The sequence below is a fragment of the Sphingomonas sanguinis genome (genome assembly GCF_019297835.1).
Lineage (GTDB): Bacteria > Pseudomonadota > Alphaproteobacteria > Sphingomonadales > Sphingomonadaceae > Sphingomonas > Sphingomonas sanguinis_D.
Map to the genome: position 1 here is coordinate 892,531 of NZ_CP079203.1, position 20,992 is coordinate 913,522.

Below are 20,992 nucleotides of genomic sequence, written 5' to 3' on the forward strand. Positions count from 1 at the left end.
ATCCGCCCATCTCTAGCCCGATCGGCACGCGATACGCCATAACGAAGGCCAAAGAAAAAGGGCCGCCCTTTCGGACGGCCCTTCTGTCTCGCGCCTAGGCTCGAAGACGGGATCAGTAGCGGTAATGATCCGGCTTGAACGGACCTTCGACCGGCACGCCGATGTAAGCGGCCTGCTTCTCCGACAGCTTCGACAGCTGGACGCCCAGCTTTTCGAGGTGGAGCGCGGCGACCTTCTCGTCGAGGTGCTTCGGCAGGACGTAGACTTCGTTCTTGTAGTTCTCGCCCTTGGTCCACAGCTCGATCTGGGCGAGCGTCTGGTTGGTGAACGAGGCCGACATCACGAAGCTGGGGTGGCCGGTCGCGCAGCCCAGGTTCACCAGGCGGCCCTTGGCCAGCACGATGATCTGCTTGCCGTCCGGGAACTCGACCAGGTCGGTGCCGGGCTTCACTTCGGTCCACTTGTAGTTCGACAGCGCCGCGATCTGGATCTCGCTGTCGAAGTGGCCGATGTTGCAGACGATCGACATGGGCTTCATCGCCTTCATGTGATCGGCGGTGATGACGTCGGCATTGCCGGTCGCGGTGACGAAGATGTCGGCGCGCTTCACGGCCTCATCCATGGTCACGACCTCGAAGCCTTCCATCGCCGCCTGCAGCGCGCAGATCGGGTCGATCTCGGTCACGAGCACGCGCGCGCCGCCATTGCGGAGCGACTGGGCCGAGCCCTTGCCCACGTCGCCGAAACCGGCGACCGCGGCGACCTTGCCCGCCAGCATGACGTCGGTGGCGCGACGGATCGCGTCGACGAGCGACTCCTTGCAGCCATAGAGGTTGTCGAACTTCGACTTGGTGACCGAGTCGTTGACGTTGATCGCGGGGAAAGGCAGCTCGCCCTTCTTCGCGATCTCGTACAGGCGGTGAACGCCAGTGGTCGTCTCTTCCGAAACGCCCTTCAGGTTCTTGACGGTCTGGGTCAGATAGCCCGGCTTCTTGGCGATGAACGCCTTGACCGAACGCTGGAACTCGACCTCTTCCTCATTCTCCGGCTCGCCGAAGGTCTGACCGGCTTCTACCTTTGCGCCCCAGAGCGCGAACATGGTCGCATCGCCGCCGTCGTCCAGGATGATGTTGGCGGTCGTGCCGTCCCCATTCTTGTCCCAGTCGAAGATGTCGCCGACATAGTCCCAATATTCGGCCAGCGTTTCGCCCTTCACTGCGAAGACCGGGATACCGGCTGCGGCGATCGCGGCGGCGGCATGGTCCTGGGTCGAGAAGATGTTGCAGGTCGCCCAGCGCACATCGGCGCCGAGCGCGGTCAGCGTCTCGATCAGCACGGCGGTCTGGATCGTCATGTGCAGCGACCCGGTGATGCGCGCGCCCTTGAGCGGCTGTTGAGCGCCGAATTCGTCGCGCAGGGCCATCAGGCCGGGCATCTCGGTCTCGGCGATCTTGATCTCGGCGCGGCCGAAATCAGCCAGGCTGATGTCCTTGATGACGTAATCGTTCTTGGTGGCGGCAGTCGTGGACACGACGAAACTCCGTGCAAAATGGGGCCGACCAAGACGTGGCGCGCACGCCGATCGGCACGGCGCCCGCCTTAGCGGCGATCGCCTTAGGGATCAAATATAAAGATATCTTTATATCGTTCAGCGCCTGTCGCGTGAGCTGCACATATTCCTCCCCTACAAGGGGCGGGGGACCATGCGCAGTATGGTGGAGGGGTGTCGCCATGGCGATGGCACCCGCACTCACAAAGGGCGGCACCCCTCCGTCAGTCCTACGGACTGCCACCTCCCCTTGCAGGGGAGGAATGATGTGGTCAGGCAGTCCCGCCGCCCATCACCAGCTGCCTGGGATCGACACCCGCCAAACCGAACGCCGCCTGCCAGCGATCCTCGGCCGCCACGTCGAACAGGATTTCCGGCTCGCCGCCGACGTTGAACCAGCATCCGGGCTCGCGCAGCTCCTGCTCGAGCTGGCCCGCGTCCCATCCGGCATAGCCCAGCGCGACGATCCATTGTTTCGGCCCGTTGCCCTCGGCGATGGCACGCAGCACGTCGACCGTGCTCGATAACACCCAACGGCCGCCGACATCGACGCTGTCCTGCCCCTGCCAGTCATGACTGTGCAGCACGAAGCCGCGACGTGGTTCGACCGGGCCACCATAATGGACCGGGGCGTCGGGGATATCGCCATGCGCGATCTCGAACTGGTCGAGCAGCGTGTGGAAACCAATGCCGTCGATCGTCGCGCCAAGGCCGATGCCGAGCGCACCGCCCTCGTCATGCGCGCACATCGCGATGATGGCATGTTCGAAACGGGGATCGCCCATGCCGGGCAGCGCCAGCAGGAATTGGCCGGAAAGATAGGTCAGTTGATGCACGCCACCGATTATAGGCATCGCCCCTTCGCCTCGCCATGCTTGAAATCCAAATGCCGTCTGCGCCATGAACGTGGCAAAGCCCGGCACGGTGCCGTGGCATAGCTTCCGCAAGGACCGCATGATGACGATCAAGGTCGGAGACCGCCTGCCCGCCGCCAATCTAGTCAAGGTGACGCCCGAAGGCCCCGAACAGGTCAACACCACCGATTATTTCGCGGGCAAGCGCGTCGCGCTGTTCGCGGTGCCGGGCGCTTTCACCCCCACCTGCTCGGCGCAGCACCTGCCCGGGTTCATCGCCCAGGCGGACGCGGTGAAGGCCAAGGGCGTGGACGAGATCGCCTGCACCTCGGTCAACGACGTGTTCGTCATGAAGGCCTGGCGCCAGACCAACGAAGCGAGCGCGATCACCATGCTGGCGGACGGCAATGCCGACTTCGCCAAGGCGATCGGCCTGACGCTGGACGGCACCAAGTTCGGCATGGGCACGCGCAGCCAGCGCTACACGATGCTGGTCAATGACGGCGTCGTCGAGCAGCTGTTCGTCGAAGCGCCCGGCGAGTTCAAGGTCAGCTCGGCCGAGCATCTCCTCTCGGTCCTCTAAGTTACACCGCCGATCCGGTCGACCGCACGGTCGATCGGATCGGGAGTGGAACAGTGGTGGAGGCTCCGGCGTTTTTTGCCCATCAATGGATTAGGCACAACGAGAGGAGCTTTGGCCATGACCACCTATGTCCCCCCCGAAAAGCAGGCGCAGGCGAAGAGCTTCACCGAAAAGGCGCAGGGTGCCGCCAAGGCGGCTGGCGACAAGGTGAAGGAGCATCCCTACGCCACCGCCGGGATCGCGGCGGGCGTGGCGGCGGCAGTTGCCGGCGCGGCGTTCGGCGCGTCGAAGCTGCGTTCGACGGGCGACGACGAGAATTCCGCCCAGGGGGCGTGACGCAAGCTATCGTCAAACTCCCTTCCCCAGGCACGGCTTGGGGAAGGGATGTCGCCAGTTATGTCGGCCACCTTTCCCCACCCCACTCTCCGTTCAGCCTGAGCCAAGTCGAAGGCCAAAGGAATCCCTGCGTCCCCACCGCTCCGGAACCAGATCCGGCGCGTGGCCTTCGACTTCGCTCAGGCTGAACGAGGTTTTGGAACTCACGTCGTGCCCCCGGCTTGCCAGAACTGGTGACACGGCTTAGCTCTGGCCGATGACTCAAGCTGTCCAGATCGTCGAAGAACTCGACCGCCTTTACACCGCCTCCGTCACGCGTTTGAAGAAGGCTTTGACCCTTTATCTCCGCGACGGAACCGCGCCCACGCTGGAAGACCGCGCGCATGGCTGTTTCGCCTATCCCGAAATCCGGCTGATCTATCGCGGCGAGGGCGGGCGCCCGGCCCCAATGCGATCGTTCGGCCGATTGGTGTCGCCCGGCGACTATCGGATCAGCGTCACCAAGCCCGCGCTGTTCAAGGATTATCTGGTCGAGCAGCTGACCCTGCTGATCGAGGATTACGACGTCTCGGTCGAGGCAGTGCCCGGTCGCCAGGAAATCCCCTTTCCTTATGTCCTAGACCCAGGCCATGCACTCAGCCTCGATACGGTATCGGCGGCCGAGCTGGCGCGTTTCTTCCCCGCGACCGAGCTGGCGCATATCGGCGACGAGATTGCCGACGGCCTCTGGATGACCGCCGACGGCAACCGGCCGCTGGCGCTGTTCGATGGCCTGCGCACCGACTTTTCGCTTGCCCGCCTGCGCCACTATACCGGCACCCCGCCCGAGCATTGCCAGCGCTTCGTGCTGTTCACCAATTACCACCGCTATGTCGACGAGTTCGTCCGCTGGGGCGCGTCGCAGCTTGGGGAAGGCTCGCGCTTCACCGCGCTGTCGGGTGCGGGCGGCATCGTGATCGAGCGGCCCGAGGATGTCGACAAGATCGTTACCGACAGCGCGTGGCGGCGGCACCAGATGCCCGCCTATCACCTGGTCGCTAAGGATGGCACCGGCATCACGCTCGTCAATATCGGCGTCGGCCCCTCCAACGCCAAGACGATCTGCGACCACCTCGCGGTGATGCGGCCCGAGGCCTGGCTGATGATCGGGCATTGCGGCGGGCTTCGTCCCAGCCAGCGGATCGGCGACTATGTGCTCGCCCATGCTTACCTGCGCGACGATCATGTGCTCGACGACGTGCTGCCGCCCGAAATCCCGGTGCCTGCCATCGCCGAGGTGCAGGTCGCGCTCGCCAAGGCCGCAGAGATCGTCTCGGGCCAGTCGGGCGACGAGCTGAAGCGCCGCCTGCGCACCGGTACGATCGTCACCACCGACGACCGCAATTGGGAGCTGCGCTACTCCAAGTCGGCGCTGCGCTTCTCGCTCAGCCGCGCGGTCGGGATCGACATGGAGTCGGCGACGATCGCGGCGCAGGGTTATCGCTTCCGCGTCCCCTATGGGACATTGTTGTGCGTGTCGGACAAGCCGTTGCACGGCGAACTCAAGCTACCCGGCCAAGCCAACCGCTTCTACGAGCGCGCGATCAGCGAGCATATGCGGATCGGTATCGAGACGTGCGAACAGTTGCGCCGCGAGGGCAACAAGCTGCACAGCCGCAAGCTGCGCGCGTTCAACGAGCCGCCGTTCCGCTGATCGGCAACCGGGGGCGGGTGTAAGCGTTACGGTGACGAACCGAAGCTGCTTTGTTTGAATGGGGGATTTCGCCATGGTCGATCCAGTCGAGCCGAAAAAACCACGCCCGCCCCGCCGCCGCGCCACGCCCAAGGCGGCGGGCGCGCCTGCCCCGCGCAAGCGCCCCACCGTCAAGCCCGAGCCGGTTGCGGAGGAATCCACCCCCGCGATAGAACCGGTCGAGGGTGCGGAAACCCCTGCCCCCACGCCGCCCGTCAAAGCCAAGGCTCCGCCCAAGCCCCGCTCGACCAAGCGCACCTCGCCCCGCAAGGCAGCGCCGCGCAAACCCGCCGCGATCAAGCCCGCGCCTGCGCCTGCCCTGGGCAAGCATGGGCTGGACCGAGTCGGCGGTAAATGGGGCGTGGCCTCGATCCTGGGCAGCCTCGCGGCGGCAGCCGGGCTGACGGCGGCGCTACTCTCGCTCAAGGGAAGCAGCGCGAAACGTGATGGGGAAGACGACGACAAGGGCTGATCCCGCCAGCCCGCACTCCCGTTCAGCCTGAGCGAAGTCGAAGGCCACGGACGGAGTCGGTCGACCAAGGAGCGTTCACCCGAACGCTCCCCTTTTTACCGCCCCATGTATAGGCCCGGCCGGTGCCAGGCGAACAGGATCAGGCTGATCGCCGCCGCGCTGATCGCCGACCACATCATCTGCGGGCCGCTGACCACCGGGATCGCCATCGCCAGGATGAACATGTCCATCGCGACCTGAGTCATCCCCATATTCCACCCACGCTTGCGGTACAGCCAGATGGTGATGACCCCGGTGCCACCGACCCCGGCCTGATGCCGGGCAAGCGACAGGATGCCCATGCCGATCACGGTGCCGCCGACCAGCGCGGCAAAGGCCGGGTGCACCCCGTCGACATGCACCGATACCCGCGTGATGACCGAAGCGGCGCCGATGCCGATATTGACCAGCACCGTCTTCACCGCGAAGCGCGCGCCCATGACCTTGTGCGCGAACAGAAAGAACGGGATGTTGACCAGCGTGAACAACACGCCCGCCGGGAGCGGCAACAGATAGGACAACAGCAGCGCCACGCCCGCGATGCCGCCCGTCACCAGCCCCGCCGCCTTCAGAAACATCAGCCCGACGATCAGCAGGGTGACGCCGATGAAGATCGCATAGGCATCTTCAAGCAGGCTGTGCGGACGCCCGATTGGGCTGGGCGGCAGGGTTTCGGCAGGGGAAGCAGTGGCTGCGGTCATCGAGGGTCCGGATCATGGGTCCGGCATCCGCTCCCGATTGGCCTGCTTCTTGGCGGCAGAGGATGGACCCTTACCGCAATCGCCGCGAAACGCCAATTGCCCGCTTAACGCAGGATCAGCCAGCCCAGCGCGATCATCGCCAGCAGCGCATAGAAGCCGCCCTTGGTCCGCAGCAGATAGCTCGCCCCCAGCACGCCGGTCGCCGCCAGTGCGCACGCCGCCACCCGATCGGCGGCGATCCACTCCAAAATGACGAACGCCCCCACCATGTTCGCCGCCGCGTTGACCGCGATCCACAGATAGGAGGGAAACGCCCCGATCGACCCGAGCAACGGAATCTTGATCGTGGCGAAACCGCGCATCGTGCCGGGAAACAGATCGGCGGCCAGATGAAAGCCCACGCCGAAACCCAGCCCGGCCGCGACCGGCCAGGTGCGCAGGTCGAGCGTCGCGATGTAGAAGGGCAGGACGCTGTGGACCAGCGCGCTGCGGTGCTGAAGCTGGAGTGGCGTATCGAGATCGGGCAACCGCGTCCCCGCCGCCGTCGCCGCCGCGACCGTGGCGATCAACACCCATGGACCACCCCCACCGGCGAACGCCAGGATCACCGCGAGAAGGAGAAATAGGGATGCTGCCATGGGCGGCGGCTAACCGCTTGTACCCCTTTTGTCCATGATCGCGACTCGTCTGGAATCAGAAAAAAGCACGGATTCCCGCCATTTTGCGATCGCGTGCTGATACGGGGACTCATCGTGCCGTTGCGACCCGCCCGAACAAGGCAAGGGTACAATTTTTTGAGGGTGGCCGATCAGGCCTGGTCCGGCATAGTCGACCCCATGACCATGCGGGCCAAAGCAGGCGTCGAGGCGCTGACCGACCGGGAGAAGCAGACGCTGCGCCTGATCGTGCGAGGGCACGACGCCAAGTCGATCGCGCGCGAACTCGACCTGTCGGTCCACACCATCAACGAGCGCCTGCGCGACGCCCGCCGCAAACTCGCGGTGTCGAGCAGTCGCGAGGCGGCGCGGATGTTGCTGGAGGTGGAGGACGTGGCACCGCCCCCCGATTATCTGGGGGACATGAGGATCGGGGAGGACCAGTCCGGGTCGATGACGGAGGAAAGCCCGGCGCCGGTCGTCGGCGTGGGACGCGGCATCCGCCGCCCCCGGATCATCATCGGAGCGACCCTCATGACCCTTGCCCTCAGCCTGCTCGCCCTTGGCGGCCTGACCCATATGGCCTCCGCCCCGCCGCAAGCGGCTCCGGCGGTGGCGAGCGATCCTGCGGCGGTCGCGGCGGCACAGCGTTTCGTGCAGCTGATCGACCAGGGCCGTTGGGCCGACAGCTACCGCCTGACCACGGCCAGCTTCCACAAGCTCAACTCCGAACAGGTCTGGGCCGCCACCTCGGAAAAGGTGCGGACGCCGCTGGGCAAGACGGTGTCGCGGACCTTGCTCAGCCAGGACGACATCCCCGCCCCGCCCGCCGGTTATCGGATGGTGCGGTTCAACACCCGGTTCGCCAGCAACGCGACGGCTGTCGTCGAAACGGTGACGCTGGAGCGCGAGGACGGCGAATGGCGGATTGCGGGAATCTACGTCGGCTGAGGCAGACCGCCCTCACCCTTCCCACACGCTGACGCGGGCGGGCCCCTTCCCTCTCCCATCGGGAGAGGGAGGGAGGCGCGTAGCGCCGGAAGGGTGAGGGCACACCGGCATGAAAGGTCCACATCCTCTCCGATCCGTATTAGGAGGACGCGGTACAGCTTAACCGCCGGAGACCTGACCCTTGGCCGACACCGCCCCCGAAACCCGCTTCTTCAACAGCTTCGACGGCACTCCGATCGCCTGGCGCGAAATGGGAGAAGGTCGTGCGGTGGTGCTGATCCACGGCTATTTCTCCGACGCCCATACCAATTGGATCCGTTACGGCCATGCCGCCGCCATCGCCGCCAAGGGCTACCGGGTCATCATGCCCGATCTGCGCGCCCACGGCGAAAGCGGCAAGCCGCATGACACCGCTGCCTATCCCAAGGACGCCCTGACCCGCGACGGTCATGCGCTAATCGAGCATCTGGGGCTGAGCGATTACGATCTGGGCGGCTATTCGCTGGGCGCGCGGACGGTCAGCCGGATGCTGGCGACCGGCGCGGAACCGGGCAAGGCGATCTTTGCGGGCATGGGGCTGGAAGGGCTGCTGCACACCGATCGCCGCGTCGAGCATTTCACCAATATCCTGACCCGGCTGGGCGAGCATAAGCGCGGCACGCCCGAATGGATGGCCGAGGCGTTCCTGAAGACCACCGGCGGCGACCCGGTGGCGCTGCTTCACATCCTGAACACTTTTGCCGATACGCCGCTGTCCGCGATCGAAGGCTTCGACCTGCCCGCCCTCGTCGTTGCGGGCGTCGACGATTTCGACAATGGCGCGGCGGTCGAACTGGCCGAGGCCCTGCCGCGCGGCCGCTATGTCGAGATTCCGGGCAACCATATGGGTTCGGTGACTAAACCCGAGCTGGGCGCGGCCATCGCACATTTCCTGAGCGCTTGACGGCGACGGGCAAAGCCGCGCAACACCGCGCCATCCGCCCCGTTTCGAGGGCGTTTCAGGACTTTAGGGGGATAGCATGATCCGTTCCGCCGTTTCCGGCACCGTACTGACCTTCCTGCTGGCAGGGACCGCACAGGCCCAGACCGCAGCGCCCGCAGCTCCGGCAGCCCAGCCACCTGCGACCGCGGCGGGGGCGGATGCCTTCGTCGCCGAGGCCGAGAAGACGCTGGCCGAAAAGTCGATCGGCGCGAACCAGATCGCCTGGGTCAACGCGACCTATATCACAGACGACACCGATGCTCTGGCTGCTGCCTCGGGCGCGGAGATGAATGCGCTGGCCGTCCGCTACGGCCTCGGCGCGGCGCGGTATCAGGCGTTGCCGGGCCTGTCCTATGACACCAAGCGCAAGCTCGACCTGCTGCGCGGCGGCATCACCCTTCCCGCCCCGACCACGCCCGGTGCGGCGGCGCAGCTGTCGATGCTGACGACACGCATGTCCTCCTCCTATGGCAAGGGCAAGGGCGTGCTGAACGGCCAGCCGATCAACGGATCGGATATCGAGGCCGCGATGGGCAGCGAGCGCGACCCCGCCAAGCTGAAGGAGATGTGGGTCAGCTGGCACGACAATGTCGGCGCGCCGATGCGGGCCGACTATGCCCAGATGACCGCGCTGGCGAACCAGGGCGCCAAGGAGCTGGGCTATGTCGATGCCGGGTCGCTGTGGCGTTCGGGTTATGACATGCCGCCGGAACAGTTCGCGCAGGTCACCGACAAGATCTGGGGCGAGCTGGAGCCGCTCTACAAGGCGCTGCACACCTATGTCCGCTGGAAGCTGAACGAGAAATATGGCGACGCGGTGCAGGCGAAGACCGGCCCGATCCGTTCGGACCTGCTCGGCAATATGTGGGCGCAGGAATGGGGCAATATCTATGACCTCGTCGCCCCCAAGGGCGCGGGCGATGTCGGCTATGACACCGGCGAGTTGCTCAAGGCCAAGGGATACGACCCGATCAAGATGGTGAAGACGGGCGAGGGCTTCTATTCCTCGCTGGGCTTTGCGCCCCTGCCGCAGACCTTCTGGCAGCGCTCGCAGATTACCAAGCCCGCCGACCGCGAGGTGATCTGCCACGCCTCGGCCTGGGATATCGATAATCTCGACGATATCCGCATTAAGATGTGCACGAAGGTCAATGCCGACGACTTCGTGACCATCCATCACGAGCTGGGCCATAATTATTACCAGCGCGCGTACAAGGATCAGCCGTTCCTCTACAAGAACGGCGCCAATGACGGCTTCCACGAAGCGATCGGGGACACCGTCGCGCTGTCGATCACGCCCGACTATCTGGTGAAGATCGGCCTGCTCGACCCGGCACGCGTGCCCAGCGCCGACAAGGATATCGGCCTGTTGCTCCGCCAGGCGATGGACAAGGTGGCGTTCCTGCCCTTCGGCCTGTTGATCGACAAGTGGCGCTGGGGCGTGTTCTCGGGCCAGATCCCCGCCAGCCAGTATCAGGCGGGCTGGGACGCGCTGCGGCTGAAGTATCAGGGCGTGGTGCCGCCGGTCGCACGCGACGAGACCAAGTTCGATCCGGGTGCGAAATACCACATCCCGGCGGGCGTGCCCTATGCGCGCTACTTCCTGGCGCGGGTGCTCCAGTTCCAGTTCTACAAAGCGGCGTGCGATCAGGCCGGTTGGAAAGGGCCGCTCCACCGCTGCTCCTTCTATGGCAACAAGGAGGTCGGCAAGAAGCTGAACGCGATGCTGGCGATGGGGCAGTCCAAGCCGTGGCCGGACGCGCTTCAGGTCTTCACCGGCAGCCGCGAAATGTCGGGCAAGGCGCTGGTGGAATATTTCGCCCCGCTCAAGGTCTGGCTCGACCAGCAGAACAAGGGCAAGCCGCAGGGCTGGTAAGCTAATGATCCCTCCCCAAGCCCTGTGCCTGGGGAGGGATGCAATGGGGGCTTAGTCGCCCTTCTTCAGGTGGCGACGGCCGAGCAGCTCGGCGATCTGCACGGCATTGAGCGCCGCGCCCTTGCGGAGATTGTCCGACACGCACCACAGCGACAGGCCGTTATCGACCGTCGAGTCCTCGCGGACGCGGCTGATGAAGGTCGCATAATCGCCGACGCACTCGACCGGGGTGACGTATCCGCCGTCCTCGCGCTTGTCGATCAGCATGACGCCAGGCGCCTCGCGCAGGATGTCCTGGGCTTCCTGGGCCGAGATTTCGTCCTCGAACTCGATGTTCAGCGCCTCGGAATGGCCGACGAAGACCGGCACGCGCACGCAGGTCGCCGTCACCTTGACCTTGGGATCGAGGATCTTCTTGGTCTCGGCGACCATCTTCCACTCTTCCTTGGTCGAGCCGTCGTCGAGGAAGCTGTCGATGTGCGGGATCACGTTGAACGCGATCTGCTTGGTGAACTTCTTCGGCTCGGCGGGATCGCCGACGAAGATGTTGCGGCTTTGCTCGAACAGCTCGTCCATGCCCGCCTTGCCCGCGCCCGACACCGACTGATAGGTCGCGACGACGACGCGCTTGATCTTCGCCTTGTCATGCAGCGGCTTGAGCGCCACGACCATCTGCGCGGTCGAGCAATTGGGGTTGGCGATGATGTTCTTGGCGGTGTAGCCGTCGATCGCATCGGGGTTCACCTCCGGCACGATCAGCGGCACGTCCGGGTCCATGCGATAGAGCGACGAATTGTCGATCACGACGCAACCGGCGGCGGCGAATTTGGGCGCATAGATTTTGGTCGCGTCCGAACCGATCGCGAACAGCGCCATGTCCCAGCCGGTGGGATCAAAATGCTCGATATTCTTGATGGTGAGCATCTTGCCCGTCTCACCATATTCGATCTGGTCGCCCTGGCTGCGCGACGAGGCGACGACCGCCAGCTCGTCGATCGGAAATTCCCGCTCCGCCAGGATGTTGATCATTTCCCGGCCGACATTGCCCGTCGCCCCGGCGACCACCACGCGATAACCCATTCAACCCTCCACTCGGAAGCGTGAGCCGGTAGCGTCATTGCGCGGACACGTCCACCAACTTTGCGAAAAGTGCGCGTTTGGGCGGACCAAGCGGGGGTTTAGCGCACCACCACTGCCCCCTCCTCATGCCGCATGGTCGAGTGCGTGCGCCTCCAGCCAGTCGGGCACGACTTGCGGCCGGATCGCGGCTGCGTCGATGCGCGGCGCGATGACGGCATAGCGGTCGCCCTCGACCATCACCTCCGCCACCAGCGCCCGGCTGTTATAGCAGGACGCCATCGACGCGCCATACGCCCCGACATCGCGCAGGATGGCAAGGTCACCCTCCGTCACCCTGTCGATCAACCGCGCCTTGGCGAAGCGGTCGCTGCTCTCGCAGACCGGACCCACGACATGCGCCTGCATCGTCGCGCCGTTCGGGGTGACCGCTGCGAATTCGTGCCAGGCGTCGTAGAGCGCGGGCCGAGCGAGATCGTTCATGCCCGCATCGATGACGACGAACGGGCATTCCTCGCCCGGCTTGACCCAGAGGACGCGGGTTAGCAGCACTCCGGCATGGGCGGCGATATAGCGCCCCGGCTCGACCATCAGCGTCACGTCCCAGTCCTGTGTCACCCTCGCCACCATCGCGCCGTAAGCTGCCACATCGCCGTCCGGGCCGTCGCGGTAATCGACGCCCAGCCCGCCGCCCAGATCGACATGGGTGATCCGATGCCCCCGCGCCCGCAGCGCCGCGACCAGCTCGCCGATCCGGCGATAGGCGGCCTCCAGCGGGGCGAGGTCCATGATCTGGCTGCCGATATGCACCGCGATACCGTGCAGGGTCAGGCCGCGGCGCCGCGCCAGCCGGTCGTAGATGCCGATCGCATCGGCCAGCGGCACGCCGAACTTGCTGTCGCTGGTGCCGGTCGTGATCTTGGCATGGGTGCCTGCATCGACATTCGGATTGATCCGTAGCAGCGCGGTCGCGCCCAGCCCCAGCCGGACGGCGGTCGCCGCCAGCACTTCACCCTCGTGCTCGCCCTCCAGGTTGATATGGCCGACCCCGGCCCGCAGCGCCTGCGCCAATTCCTCCGGCGTTTTGCCGACGCCTGAATAGACGATGCTGCTGGCATCCATGCCCGCCGCCAGCGCAGCGGTCAGCTCGCCACCCGAGACGATATCGGCGCCGAAGCGTTCGTCACGCAGGACCGACAGAACGGCGAGCGACGGGTTGGCCTTGACCGCGAAGGCCAGCGATAGGCGCGGGATCGGCGACAGCGCCGCGCGAAAACGCCGCGCCGCCGCACGCAGGCTGCTCGCCGAATAGACATAGGTCGGCGTACCGACGCCTTGCGCGATCCGGCTCAGCGGAACGCCCTCGGCATGGAGCACCTCGCCACGAAGCGCAAAGCCCGTGTCCCGGCTCATGACCGCCGCCCCCGGCGCACCCGCGCGGCGTGGATGGCCTCAGCCGTATGATAGTGCCCGCGACGTTCGGCCCGGAGCGCCTGGATCATGTGCTTGCCGTTCAGCATCAGCACGACGCCGCCCAGCGCCACGAAGAACCAGAACAGCGCCAGCAGCGACTCCGACGGCCCGCTCAGCGTCGCCACCACCGCGCCCAGTGTCATCATGCCACCCAGCGACCGCCAGGCCATGTCCCGCCCGCTCATGCCGCCATCTCCTCCACCGGATCGCCGATCACGCAGGTCGCGGCGGCGCGCATCCGGGTGCCGCACCGATGACAGATCAGAATATCGGCCGGAAACTCGGATTCCTCGGCCAGCGCGTCGGCCGGATCGCCGCGCTCGAACACCAGCCCCATTGCGGCATGGCGATGCCGCCGGGCTGCGGCCCGCGCCCGGCCGATCAGCGCGGGCGAGCCGCCCAGCCCCCGCCCCTCGATCGCAGTGAAGCCCATCGTCCGCGCCTGTTCGGCAACCGCGATCAGGAAGCCGCCCGCGCCGCAATCGACATCGACGATCCGCACCGCGCAGCGATGCCGCTCGCGCAAGGAACCCAGCGCCGCCTTGACGGCGGGCCAGCGGGGGTCGTGACGGTGCCTGTTATGGCTATGCATGACCTGGCCTCCCCTCACGCCGCACGCGACAGCGCAGGAGCATCGGTCGCCACCGGATCGAACGACACCAGCGGGGTCAGCGCCTTTTCCGCGACCGCGACGCTGGCATGATAGATTTCGGCTTCCTCGACCGCATAGCGCATCGCCGCGCCCCGCGAAATGAATCGCCCCTCCAACTGCCCCGCGCTATCCTGCACCAGCCAGTGACCCGCCCGGTCCTGTCCGACATAGATGAACGGCGATTGGCCGTCGGGTTCGTTGGGAAAATCGGTACGCATGGACACTTGATACCTTTGCCGATCGGGCGTTCGGTCGCCCGCCCCGATCAGCTACGCCTGCCCCCATAGGGTTTCGAGAGCGATTTCCGGCTATCGCATAGCGGCGGCATAATGTCGGTCATATCCGGCGCCAGCGGGCGCTGACCTGCACCTCGTCGAAGACGTGCTCACCCAGTATCGCCAGCGCGCTCCCCAGGCTGGCGCAGAGAAAACCGGCCGTCGCGAGCGCATAGCCCACCAGCCCGGCGCGGCCGCCATGGCCCGCCGTGACGATCAGATGCACGATCGCCCGCCAGGCGAGCACGCAGAGCCCCACGCCCAGAAACCGCAGCGCCAAGCCGTGCGGCCATGTCATGCTCCGTGCCGCCATATCGCCTCCTCCAATCGGTCGGCGGCTAATCGCGGTGCGCATAGCAATGCGAGAGCGATTTCAGGCTTTCGCATTGCGCTGGCATAATCTTCCGGATTGGGACCGCCCGGCGTGTGGGGCGGCGCATCCGGCCTCAATCGTGCGTGCTGGCGGCCCAGGTGGCGTGGGCGATACCGTGCACGCTCTGGAAATGATCGGTGATCCGGTCGAGTTCGCCCGCCTCGACGATGGTGCTGGTCAGGGTCGCGGCGACCGTCACCTGATCCTCGCCCAGTTCCTCCGTCTCCAGCTCGGCGACGGGCAGTCCGGCACGCTCCAGATGCTCGACCAGCATGTCGCCGACCGGCCCGGCCTGCGCGGCGCTGGTGGTCAGGCTGACCGAATAGGTCGCCTCGACATGGCGTCCCTCGACCGGAATCCGGTTGATCGCATCGACCAGCGGACGCAGCGCGGTATTGGCGAGCAGCACCACGCCGGTCAGCAGCACGGCTTCGGCCACCATGTCGCTGCCCGCGATCGCGCCGACCGCCGCCGAACACCACAGGGTCGCCGCAGTGTTCAGTCCGCGAACGTTCATTCCCTCCTTCATGATGACGCCCGCGCCCAGGAAACCGATGCCCGAAACGACATAGGCGATGATGCGGATCGACTCGACGTCGCCGCCCAGTCGCTGCCCCAGATCGACAAAGGCGGCCGCGCCGATCGCGACCAGCGCATTGGTGCGCAGCCCCGCCGTGCGCTGGCGGTACTGCCGCTCGGCCCCGATCAACGTCCCCAGCACGAACGCGGTCAGATAGCTGACCAGCGTGTCGAGGAGCGGCCAGAGGTGAAAGGTCTTCAGGAATGCCATGGGTGCTTACCTAAATCCTCCCCTGCAAGGGGAGGTGGCAGGGCGAAGTCCTGACGGAGGGGTGTCACCATCAGCGGGGACACCCCTCCACCAGCTTCGCTGGTCCCCCTCCCCTTACAGGGGAGGAATGACGGGATCATTTCTTGGTCGGCTTGTCCTTCACCGTCCGATCCAGGAAGTTCAGGATCGTGTGCCACAGATGCTGCGACACGCCCGGTCCGCCGACGCGGTGGGTCTGGCCGGGATAGAGCATCATTTCGAACGGCGTGTCGGTTTTCTGCATCTCGGCGGCGAAGGCCGTCGCGTTGTCGAGGAAGACGTTGTCGTCGGCCATGCCGTGGATCAGCATCAGCGGATCGCGGATCTTGGCCGCATCGGTAATCGCCTGCGATGTCGCATAGCTTTGCGGGTCGGTACGCGGATCGCCCAGATAACGCTCGGTATAATGCGTATCGTAGAGCTGCCAGTCGGTGACCGGCGCGCCCGAGACGGCAGCGGCATACACGCCCGGCGTCTTTTCCAGCATCTTGATCGACATATAGCCGCCATACGACCAGCCATAGGTCGCGATCTTGGTCGGATCGACGAAGGGCAGGCTCTTCAGATAGTTTGCGCCAGCCAGCTGGTCGGCGACCTCGACCGTGCCCATCGCGTGATAGATGGCGTCCTCGAACGCCTTGCCACGATTATACGAGCCGCGATTGTCGATCTGGAAGAAGATCCAGCCCTGATCGACCAGATATTGCGGCAGCGCGCCCTGCCAGCCGCGCGTGACCTGCTGGCCGGTGCCAGGCCCGCCATAATGCTGGAAGAAGACGGGGTAGCGCTTGCCGGGCACCAGCTTGGGCGTAATCATCTCCCAATACAGCGTCGTGCCGTCGTCGGCCTTGATCGTGCCGAACTTCGTCTCGCGATGGCTGGCGAGATACGGCGCGTACGGATGGCCCGCCCGAATCGCATTCTCGTTGATCCAGTTCAGCCGCTTGCCTGTCGTATCCGCCAGATAGATCTGGGTCGGCTGACTCGGGCTGGAGCGCGAGACGATGAAGCGGCTGGCCGAGGAGTCCATCGACGCGCTGTTGGTATAGCCGCGCTCGGTCAGGCGGGTGATGACGTTCGGCTGGGCGATATCGACCGCGTAGAGATGCTGTTCGAGCACATCGTCCTTCAGCCCGGTGAAGTAGAGCCGCCCCTTCGCCTCGTCGACGCCGACCAGATTGGTGACGACCCATGGCCCCTTGGTCAGTTGCGTCCACTGGCCATTGGCGAAGCGATAGAGATGGCCGTAACCGTCGCGCTCCGACCGCCAGATCAGGCTGCCGTCCTTCATCGGGCGATAGGCGTCCGACAGGTTCAGCCAGCTGCGGTCGCCGGAGCGTTCGGTGAATAGCACGGTCGACTTGCCGGTCTTCGGATCGACGCGCAGCATGTCGAGCGTCTTCTGGTCGCGGCTCTCGCGCTGGACCAGCATCGCCGAGCCGTCGGGCGTCCAGTCGACGCGCGCCAGATAGATGTCCGGATTGGTGCCCAGGTCGACCTTCACCCGGCCCGACCCGTCCGCCTTCATGACGTACAGGTCGACCAGCGCATTGGGCGTACCCGCCGCCGGATAGCGCTGTTCATAGACCTTGGTGCCCGCCGCACCGATCGCCGCGCGGACGGCGACCTTGACGGGCGCGTCGTCGAACCGCTCGACCGCGATATAGCGTTCGTCCGGGCTCCACCAGTAACCGGTAAAGCGATGCATTTCCTCCTGCGCGACGAACTCGGCCTCGCCGAAATGCACGGTGCCGCCGCCTTCCTTGGTCAAGGCACGCGCCTCGCCACCGGCCAAGGGCATCGCCCACAAATTCTGGTCGCGTACGAAGCTGACATAGCCGCCCTTGGGGCTGACGATCGGGTTCAGCTCGCCGCCGGGGGTGTTGGTCAGGCGACGGACCTGTCCGTCCAGGCTGGCGAGGTAGAGATCGCCGTCGAGCGGCACCAAGATCGACTTGCCGTCGGGCGCCCAGTCATAGGCGACGATGCCCTTCGACCCGCCGATGCGTGCGCGTTCGCGCTGCATCTTCTCGACCTCGGACAGTTCCGCACCCGAGCCGACCTTCTTGGAGTCGACGAGCATCCGTTCCTCGCCGCTGCGCGTATCGCGCGCCCAGAGGTCGAGGCGCTCACGCTCGTCGGCACGCGGACGCAGCGAGGTCAGCAGCGTGCCGTTGGGTGAGAGGCGAAGACCACGCGGCTGCGATCCCGAAAGATCCGGGCTGCCGAAGACGCGATCGAGCGTCAGCTCCCCCGCCTTGGCGGGCGTCTCAGCGGCCATGGCCGACGCTCCCATCCCGCCCATGATCGACACGCCGACCGAAGCCAGCGCCAGACCCAGCACCCATTTGCGCATTCATACCACTCCAAACCTTGGCCGTTGCCGGGTTCACGCCCGGCCTATGGCAGGCGTTATCGCGGGGGCGTCGCGATCCCGCAAGCGCGATCGACCGAGGCGTTTTCAGGACGCAATTTCGAATCGTAACGCAGGCGTTTCGGATTTCGTAAACTTCGCATTAACGAAATCCGATTAGGGCAGTCTTTCGGGTGCGGTGGCCGAACGACGGTTCTGCCGCCCGCGCCTGGCCCATTATCGGAACGGACATGGCGACGAGTACCGCTTTGGATTTTCAGGACGATCGACGGGGCGACATTCGTGCGATCCTGGCGCGATGGGGCAGCGCCGGGCATCCGCATGTTCAAGCGTTGCTGATGCCGCAAGTCCTGCTGCACGATCTGACCGATGCCGTTCATGCGGTTTGTGCGGTGCATGGCAACCATCCCTGCATGATCGATTATGCCATGGCGCGCGGTGTCCAGATGGACACGCTGCCCTGGCTGATCCGGTCGTCCAACGCCTTTTCCTTCGAGCGTGCCTTCCTTGCCAACCTGACCTCGGCGGCGGGGCCGCTGCCCTCCACTCCCGGCCAGGCGCAGACCGATGCCGCGCTGACCCAGCTTCGCCATACGCTGGAAATGCTGGCCAATTCGGACCGGCGGGGATGCTCGACCGGTGCGGTATCGGCGCTGATTCTCGACTGGCGCTCGATCCGGCAGGTGCTGGACCAGGCGGCGAACCGTTTCGGGCTGTTGCCCATTCCCGGCCACATGCCCGAGCCGCTGGAGGACGAGGAGGATGACGAATCGAGCATCGGGCTGGCGCGGGCGCGCGGGTTCGGTGCGACGCAGTTGCTCGTCCAGCATCGCGGCCTGTGGGACCTGCTGGAGGCGCGTGCCAGCGCCCGGCGGGGCTGACCATGGTCATGGGTCACTCGGCTGATCGCGTATCTGCCTCGCCCGAGCGCCCTACTATCCTGTTAACCATCTTGAACAGTTGGGTATTCACGCAATCCCGATAGCTTGAGCGGAATGAGAGGCATGGTGTCCAAAGCTATAGCATCGCTCTGCGCCCTGACGGTCATCCCGGCGGCCGAGGCGCATTCGCTGCTCGACTATGTCGGGCAATGCGTGCCGTTCGCACGGCAAGCCTCGGGCATCGCGATCTATGGTGACGCCTGGACATGGTGGTCCAAGGCGGAAGGCAAATATCCCCGCGGACGCACCCCCCGTGTCGGCGCGGTCGTCGTGTTCGAGAAGACCAGCCGCCTGCCGCTGGGCCATGTCGCGGTGGTCAGCCGCGTGGTCGAGGATCGGGTGCTGATGCTGACCCATGCCAACTGGTCGATCCAGAACGGCCAGCGCGGCCATGCCGAGCAGGACGTGACGCTGTTCGACGTCTCGCCGGGCAATGATTGGAGCGAAGTGAAGGTCTGGTTCCGCGACTCCGAAGGTCTGGGGAGCTCGACCTACCCCATTTACGGCTTCATCTATGGCAAGGGACGTGCCGCGCCCGAACTGACCAGCGACAAGCCCGATTATGTCGGCGCGCTGATCGACGCCTATGTCGCGCGCTGATGGACAGACGCAGGGTTTCTGACATAGACTGATCGCCTGTCACGGGAGACGATCGATGATGTTGCTCGCGCTGCTGATGCTGTCCGCCGATCCGGGAACGCCGCCATCGACCATGCCCAGCATCGGCCAATTGCCCGAACGCTGCATTAAGAAGGAAACGCGGGTGAGCCAGTCGGCCCCTTCTGTCGGCCTGCGGAAGCTGAACGAGATGCCGGACGCGGAGGCACAGTTCGCGGTGGTTCGTCAGATCGACGGCTGCCCTGTCGCCGCTATGGTCCGTACGAAAGCCAAGCGGCGCTGATCCAGCCCTCTTTACCGACCACCATCCCGGCGAAAGCCGGGATTAAGTTGGGTCAACGCTGGTAAATCTCGCCAATCGGGCCGTAACTGGACCCCGGCCTTCGCCGGAGTGGAGCGTCAGGAGGGGGTCGGCTTGCAAGCCACCTACTCCGGCAAGCTCAAAACGGTCACCCCGCCGCAGGCCGGTGGATCACGCCGCCGGTCATCGCCTGCGGCACGCCGGTCGTGCCCGGAAAGCTGATCGCCCGCTTCCCCAGCCGCCGCACCGCCATATAGGCGAACCCCTGCGCCTCTAGCGCATCGCCGTCCCAGCCGAGCGCATCGGTCGGCTCGGGGCTAAGCCCCGTCTCCGCCGCGATCATCGCCAGCATCGTGGCATTATGCCGCCCGCCGCCCGCAACGAGCAATTGCCGGGGCCGCTCGGGCAGGTGGTCGAACGCCCGCGCCACGGTCTGCGCGGTGAACGCGGTCAACGTCGCCGCCCCGTCCGCTGCCGACAGCCCCCGCGCGGGCTGGATCGTAAAGTCGTTGCGGTCGAGCGACTTGGGCGGCACGAGGTCGAACCAGCCATTGTCCATCATCGTGTCGAGCACCGTCGGCTCGACTCGACCGCTCGCCGCCAGCGCACCGTTGGCATCGTAACGCTGGCCGGTTTCCGCTTCCATCCAGCTGTCGATCAGGCCGTTGGCGGGTCCGGTATCGAAGGCGACCAGCGCGCCGTCGCGGCCGATCCATGTAATGTTAGCAACGCCCCCCAGGTTCAGGATCGCGACCGGCTTCTCTAGATCGGCGGCGAGCGCGGCGTGATAGACGGGGATCAAGGGCGCGCCCTGCCCGCCCGCCGCGACATCGGCCGAGCGGAAATCGGACACGGTGACGATCCCGGTCGCATCCGCCAGCGCCTGTCCATCACCGATCTGCCAGGTCCAGCCGCGATCGGGGCGATGCGCGACCGTCTGGCCGTGAAAGCCGATCACGTCGACCGCCCCGGCCTCGACGCCCGCATCGCGCAGCAGCTTCTGCACCACCATCGCATGGGTGCGCACGATCAGGTCGCCCGCCGCGACGATGGGCGGACTGGCACGCGGCCGGTCGAAGGTCAGCGCGAGCGCCGTCGCCTCGGCCAGTTCGGCGTGGGCGGAGTCCGAATAAGGCTCGGTACGAAAGGCCAGGGCACGGACCAGCGCCTCGCCATCGGTTTCGATCAGCGCCGCGTCCACGCCGTCCAGCGACGTTCCCGACATCAATCCGATCGCCAGCATCGCGCCCTATCCTCTCGCTTCCGTGCCCATCCTTGCCGGGATCGCGCGCGCCTGTCGACCGGACTTCGCGCACCATCTGGAAAAGCGTCGCGTTTTGGCCTATGT

23 protein-coding genes are annotated in these 20,992 nt (G+C 65.7%); 10 read left to right on the plus strand and 13 right to left on the minus strand.

Features of this window, described 5'->3' with window-relative positions; all coding sequences use genetic code 11:
- Positions 1-112 precede the first annotated feature (112 nt).
- Positions 113-1,531, minus strand: coding sequence for an adenosylhomocysteinase (ahcY, locus tag KV697_RS03860; protein WP_219020175.1), 1,419 nt, complete (start codon positions 1,529-1,531; stop codon positions 113-115).
- 290 nt (positions 1,532-1,821) lie between these two features.
- The gene (locus KV697_RS03865; protein WP_219020176.1) at positions 1,822-2,403 is read right to left on the minus strand and encodes a YqgE/AlgH family protein; all 582 of its coding nucleotides are present in this window, start codon (positions 2,401-2,403) and stop codon (positions 1,822-1,824) included.
- Positions 2,404-2,506: 103 nt separating this feature from the next.
- Between KV697_RS03865 and KV697_RS03870 the strand changes: the two genes are divergently transcribed.
- From KV697_RS03870 to KV697_RS03885, 4 genes are all read left to right on the plus strand, one after another.
- Positions 2,507-2,986, plus strand: coding sequence for a peroxiredoxin (locus KV697_RS03870; RefSeq protein ID WP_219021228.1), 480 nt, complete (start codon positions 2,507-2,509; stop codon positions 2,984-2,986).
- A 117-nt stretch (positions 2,987-3,103) separates the two neighbouring features.
- Positions 3,104-3,322 (plus strand): hypothetical protein, encoded by a 219-nt coding sequence (locus tag KV697_RS03875; RefSeq protein WP_219020177.1) that lies wholly within the window; start codon positions 3,104-3,106, stop codon positions 3,320-3,322.
- 256 nt (positions 3,323-3,578) lie between these two features.
- Entirely contained in the window at positions 3,579-5,015 is a 1,437-nt protein-coding gene (locus KV697_RS03880) for an AMP nucleosidase (RefSeq protein WP_219020178.1), read from the plus strand.
- A 73-nt stretch (positions 5,016-5,088) separates the two neighbouring features.
- Entirely contained in the window at positions 5,089-5,526 is a 438-nt protein-coding gene (locus KV697_RS03885) for a hypothetical protein (RefSeq protein WP_219020179.1), read from the plus strand.
- A 95-nt stretch (positions 5,527-5,621) separates the two neighbouring features.
- Here the strand turns inward: KV697_RS03885 and KV697_RS03890 are convergent, their stop codons facing one another.
- Together KV697_RS03890 and KV697_RS03895 are read right to left on the minus strand one after the other, a co-directional pair.
- Complete coding sequence (locus KV697_RS03890) at positions 5,622-6,266, minus strand: YitT family protein (RefSeq protein ID WP_219020180.1); 645 nt, start codon at positions 6,264-6,266, stop codon at positions 5,622-5,624.
- Positions 6,267-6,370: 104 nt separating this feature from the next.
- Positions 6,371-6,904 (minus strand): hypothetical protein, encoded by a 534-nt coding sequence (locus KV697_RS03895; RefSeq protein WP_219020181.1) that lies wholly within the window; start codon positions 6,902-6,904, stop codon positions 6,371-6,373.
- 198 nt (positions 6,905-7,102) lie between these two features.
- On the opposite strand from KV697_RS03895, the gene KV697_RS03900 reads away from it, so the two are divergent.
- From KV697_RS03900 to KV697_RS03910, 3 genes are all read left to right on the plus strand, one after another.
- Complete coding sequence (locus tag KV697_RS03900) at positions 7,103-7,873, plus strand: helix-turn-helix domain-containing protein (protein ID WP_219020182.1); 771 nt, start codon at positions 7,103-7,105, stop codon at positions 7,871-7,873.
- A 181-nt stretch (positions 7,874-8,054) separates the two neighbouring features.
- Positions 8,055-8,816 (plus strand): alpha/beta fold hydrolase, encoded by a 762-nt coding sequence (locus KV697_RS03905; RefSeq protein WP_219020183.1) that lies wholly within the window; start codon positions 8,055-8,057, stop codon positions 8,814-8,816.
- 76 nt (positions 8,817-8,892) lie between these two features.
- Complete coding sequence (locus KV697_RS03910; RefSeq protein WP_219020184.1) at positions 8,893-10,731, plus strand: M2 family metallopeptidase; 1,839 nt, start codon at positions 8,893-8,895, stop codon at positions 10,729-10,731.
- A 51-nt stretch (positions 10,732-10,782) separates the two neighbouring features.
- Here KV697_RS03910 and KV697_RS03915 read toward each other — a convergent pair whose 3' ends face one another.
- The 8 genes from KV697_RS03915 to KV697_RS03950 all read right to left on the minus strand — a co-directional run bounded on the left by KV697_RS03915 (position 10,783) and on the right by KV697_RS03950 (position 17,766).
- Entirely contained in the window at positions 10,783-11,811 is a 1,029-nt protein-coding gene (locus tag KV697_RS03915) for an aspartate-semialdehyde dehydrogenase (RefSeq protein ID WP_219020185.1), read from the minus strand.
- 123 nt (positions 11,812-11,934) lie between these two features.
- Entirely contained in the window at positions 11,935-13,221 is a 1,287-nt protein-coding gene (lysA, locus tag KV697_RS03920) for a diaminopimelate decarboxylase (RefSeq protein WP_219020186.1), read from the minus strand.
- Entirely contained in the window at positions 13,218-13,466 is a 249-nt protein-coding gene (locus tag KV697_RS03925; RefSeq protein WP_219020187.1) for a hypothetical protein, read from the minus strand. Before KV697_RS03925 ends, lysA begins: the two co-directional genes overlap by 4 nt.
- The gene (locus KV697_RS03930; protein ID WP_219020188.1) at positions 13,463-13,873 is read right to left on the minus strand and encodes an SAM-dependent methyltransferase; all 411 of its coding nucleotides are present in this window, start codon (positions 13,871-13,873) and stop codon (positions 13,463-13,465) included. The genes KV697_RS03925 and KV697_RS03930 overlap by 4 nt, the downstream gene beginning before the upstream one ends.
- Before the next feature lie 14 nt (positions 13,874-13,887).
- Positions 13,888-14,151 (minus strand): hypothetical protein, encoded by a 264-nt coding sequence (locus tag KV697_RS03935; RefSeq protein WP_219020189.1) that lies wholly within the window; start codon positions 14,149-14,151, stop codon positions 13,888-13,890.
- Positions 14,152-14,269: 118 nt separating this feature from the next.
- Complete coding sequence (locus tag KV697_RS03940; protein ID WP_219020190.1) at positions 14,270-14,521, minus strand: hypothetical protein; 252 nt, start codon at positions 14,519-14,521, stop codon at positions 14,270-14,272.
- A 133-nt stretch (positions 14,522-14,654) separates the two neighbouring features.
- Positions 14,655-15,371, minus strand: coding sequence for an MgtC/SapB family protein (locus KV697_RS03945; RefSeq protein ID WP_219020191.1), 717 nt, complete (start codon positions 15,369-15,371; stop codon positions 14,655-14,657).
- 136 nt (positions 15,372-15,507) lie between these two features.
- Positions 15,508-17,766, minus strand: coding sequence for a S9 family peptidase (locus tag KV697_RS03950; protein ID WP_374011387.1), 2,259 nt, complete (start codon positions 17,764-17,766; stop codon positions 15,508-15,510).
- A gap of 248 nt (positions 17,767-18,014) precedes the next feature.
- Here KV697_RS03950 and KV697_RS03955 point away from each other — a divergent pair, with 248 nt between their 5' ends.
- From KV697_RS03955 to KV697_RS03965, 3 genes are all read left to right on the plus strand, one after another.
- The gene (locus KV697_RS03955; protein WP_219020192.1) at positions 18,015-18,665 is read left to right on the plus strand and encodes a DUF6975 family protein; all 651 of its coding nucleotides are present in this window, start codon (positions 18,015-18,017) and stop codon (positions 18,663-18,665) included.
- Between the two features lie 114 nt (positions 18,666-18,779).
- The gene (locus KV697_RS03960) at positions 18,780-19,325 is read left to right on the plus strand and encodes a CHAP domain-containing protein (protein ID WP_219021230.1); all 546 of its coding nucleotides are present in this window, start codon (positions 18,780-18,782) and stop codon (positions 19,323-19,325) included.
- A gap of 55 nt (positions 19,326-19,380) precedes the next feature.
- The gene (locus KV697_RS03965; RefSeq protein WP_219020193.1) at positions 19,381-19,626 is read left to right on the plus strand and encodes a hypothetical protein; all 246 of its coding nucleotides are present in this window, start codon (positions 19,381-19,383) and stop codon (positions 19,624-19,626) included.
- Between the two features lie 166 nt (positions 19,627-19,792).
- Here KV697_RS03965 and KV697_RS03970 read toward each other — a convergent pair whose 3' ends face one another.
- The gene (locus KV697_RS03970; protein ID WP_219020194.1) at positions 19,793-20,887 is read right to left on the minus strand and encodes an anhydro-N-acetylmuramic acid kinase; all 1,095 of its coding nucleotides are present in this window, start codon (positions 20,885-20,887) and stop codon (positions 19,793-19,795) included.
- Between the last annotated feature and the right edge of the window lie 105 nt (positions 20,888-20,992).

Excerpts from the sequence above, each read along its gene's own strand:
- KV697_RS03865 (WP_219020176.1), bottom strand. The coding sequence starts at position 2,403 with ATGCCTATAATCGGTGGCGTGCATCAACTGACCTATCTTTCCGGCCAA.
- KV697_RS03870 (WP_219021228.1), top strand. The coding sequence starts at position 2,507 with ATGACGATCAAGGTCGGAGACCGCCTGCCCGCCGCCAATCTAGTCAAG.
- KV697_RS03875 (WP_219020177.1), top strand. The coding sequence starts at position 3,104 with ATGACCACCTATGTCCCCCCCGAAAAGCAGGCGCAGGCGAAGAGCTTC.
- KV697_RS03880 (WP_219020178.1), top strand. The coding sequence starts at position 3,579 with ATGACTCAAGCTGTCCAGATCGTCGAAGAACTCGACCGCCTTTACACC.
- KV697_RS03885 (WP_219020179.1), top strand. The coding sequence starts at position 5,089 with ATGGTCGATCCAGTCGAGCCGAAAAAACCACGCCCGCCCCGCCGCCGC.
- KV697_RS03890 (WP_219020180.1), bottom strand. The coding sequence starts at position 6,266 with ATGACCGCAGCCACTGCTTCCCCTGCCGAAACCCTGCCGCCCAGCCCA.
- KV697_RS03895 (WP_219020181.1), bottom strand. The coding sequence starts at position 6,904 with ATGGCAGCATCCCTATTTCTCCTTCTCGCGGTGATCCTGGCGTTCGCC.
- KV697_RS03900 (WP_219020182.1), top strand. The coding sequence starts at position 7,103 with ATGACCATGCGGGCCAAAGCAGGCGTCGAGGCGCTGACCGACCGGGAG.
- KV697_RS03910 (WP_219020184.1), top strand. The coding sequence starts at position 8,893 with ATGATCCGTTCCGCCGTTTCCGGCACCGTACTGACCTTCCTGCTGGCA.
- KV697_RS03915 (WP_219020185.1), bottom strand. The coding sequence starts at position 11,811 with ATGGGTTATCGCGTGGTGGTCGCCGGGGCGACGGGCAATGTCGGCCGG.
- lysA (WP_219020186.1), bottom strand. The coding sequence starts at position 13,221 with ATGAGCCGGGACACGGGCTTTGCGCTTCGTGGCGAGGTGCTCCATGCC.
- KV697_RS03925 (WP_219020187.1), bottom strand. The coding sequence starts at position 13,466 with ATGAGCGGGCGGGACATGGCCTGGCGGTCGCTGGGTGGCATGATGACA.
- KV697_RS03930 (WP_219020188.1), bottom strand. The coding sequence starts at position 13,873 with ATGCATAGCCATAACAGGCACCGTCACGACCCCCGCTGGCCCGCCGTC.
- KV697_RS03935 (WP_219020189.1), bottom strand. The coding sequence starts at position 14,151 with ATGCGTACCGATTTTCCCAACGAACCCGACGGCCAATCGCCGTTCATC.
- KV697_RS03940 (WP_219020190.1), bottom strand. The coding sequence starts at position 14,521 with ATGGCGGCACGGAGCATGACATGGCCGCACGGCTTGGCGCTGCGGTTT.
- KV697_RS03945 (WP_219020191.1), bottom strand. The coding sequence starts at position 15,371 with ATGGCATTCCTGAAGACCTTTCACCTCTGGCCGCTCCTCGACACGCTG.
- KV697_RS03950 (WP_374011387.1), bottom strand. The coding sequence starts at position 17,766 with ATGCGCAAATGGGTGCTGGGTCTGGCGCTGGCTTCGGTCGGCGTGTCG.
- KV697_RS03955 (WP_219020192.1), top strand. The coding sequence starts at position 18,015 with ATGGCGACGAGTACCGCTTTGGATTTTCAGGACGATCGACGGGGCGAC.
- KV697_RS03960 (WP_219021230.1), top strand. The coding sequence starts at position 18,780 with ATGAGAGGCATGGTGTCCAAAGCTATAGCATCGCTCTGCGCCCTGACG.
- KV697_RS03965 (WP_219020193.1), top strand. The coding sequence starts at position 19,381 with ATGATGTTGCTCGCGCTGCTGATGCTGTCCGCCGATCCGGGAACGCCG.
- KV697_RS03970 (WP_219020194.1), bottom strand. The coding sequence starts at position 20,887 with ATGCTGGCGATCGGATTGATGTCGGGAACGTCGCTGGACGGCGTGGAC.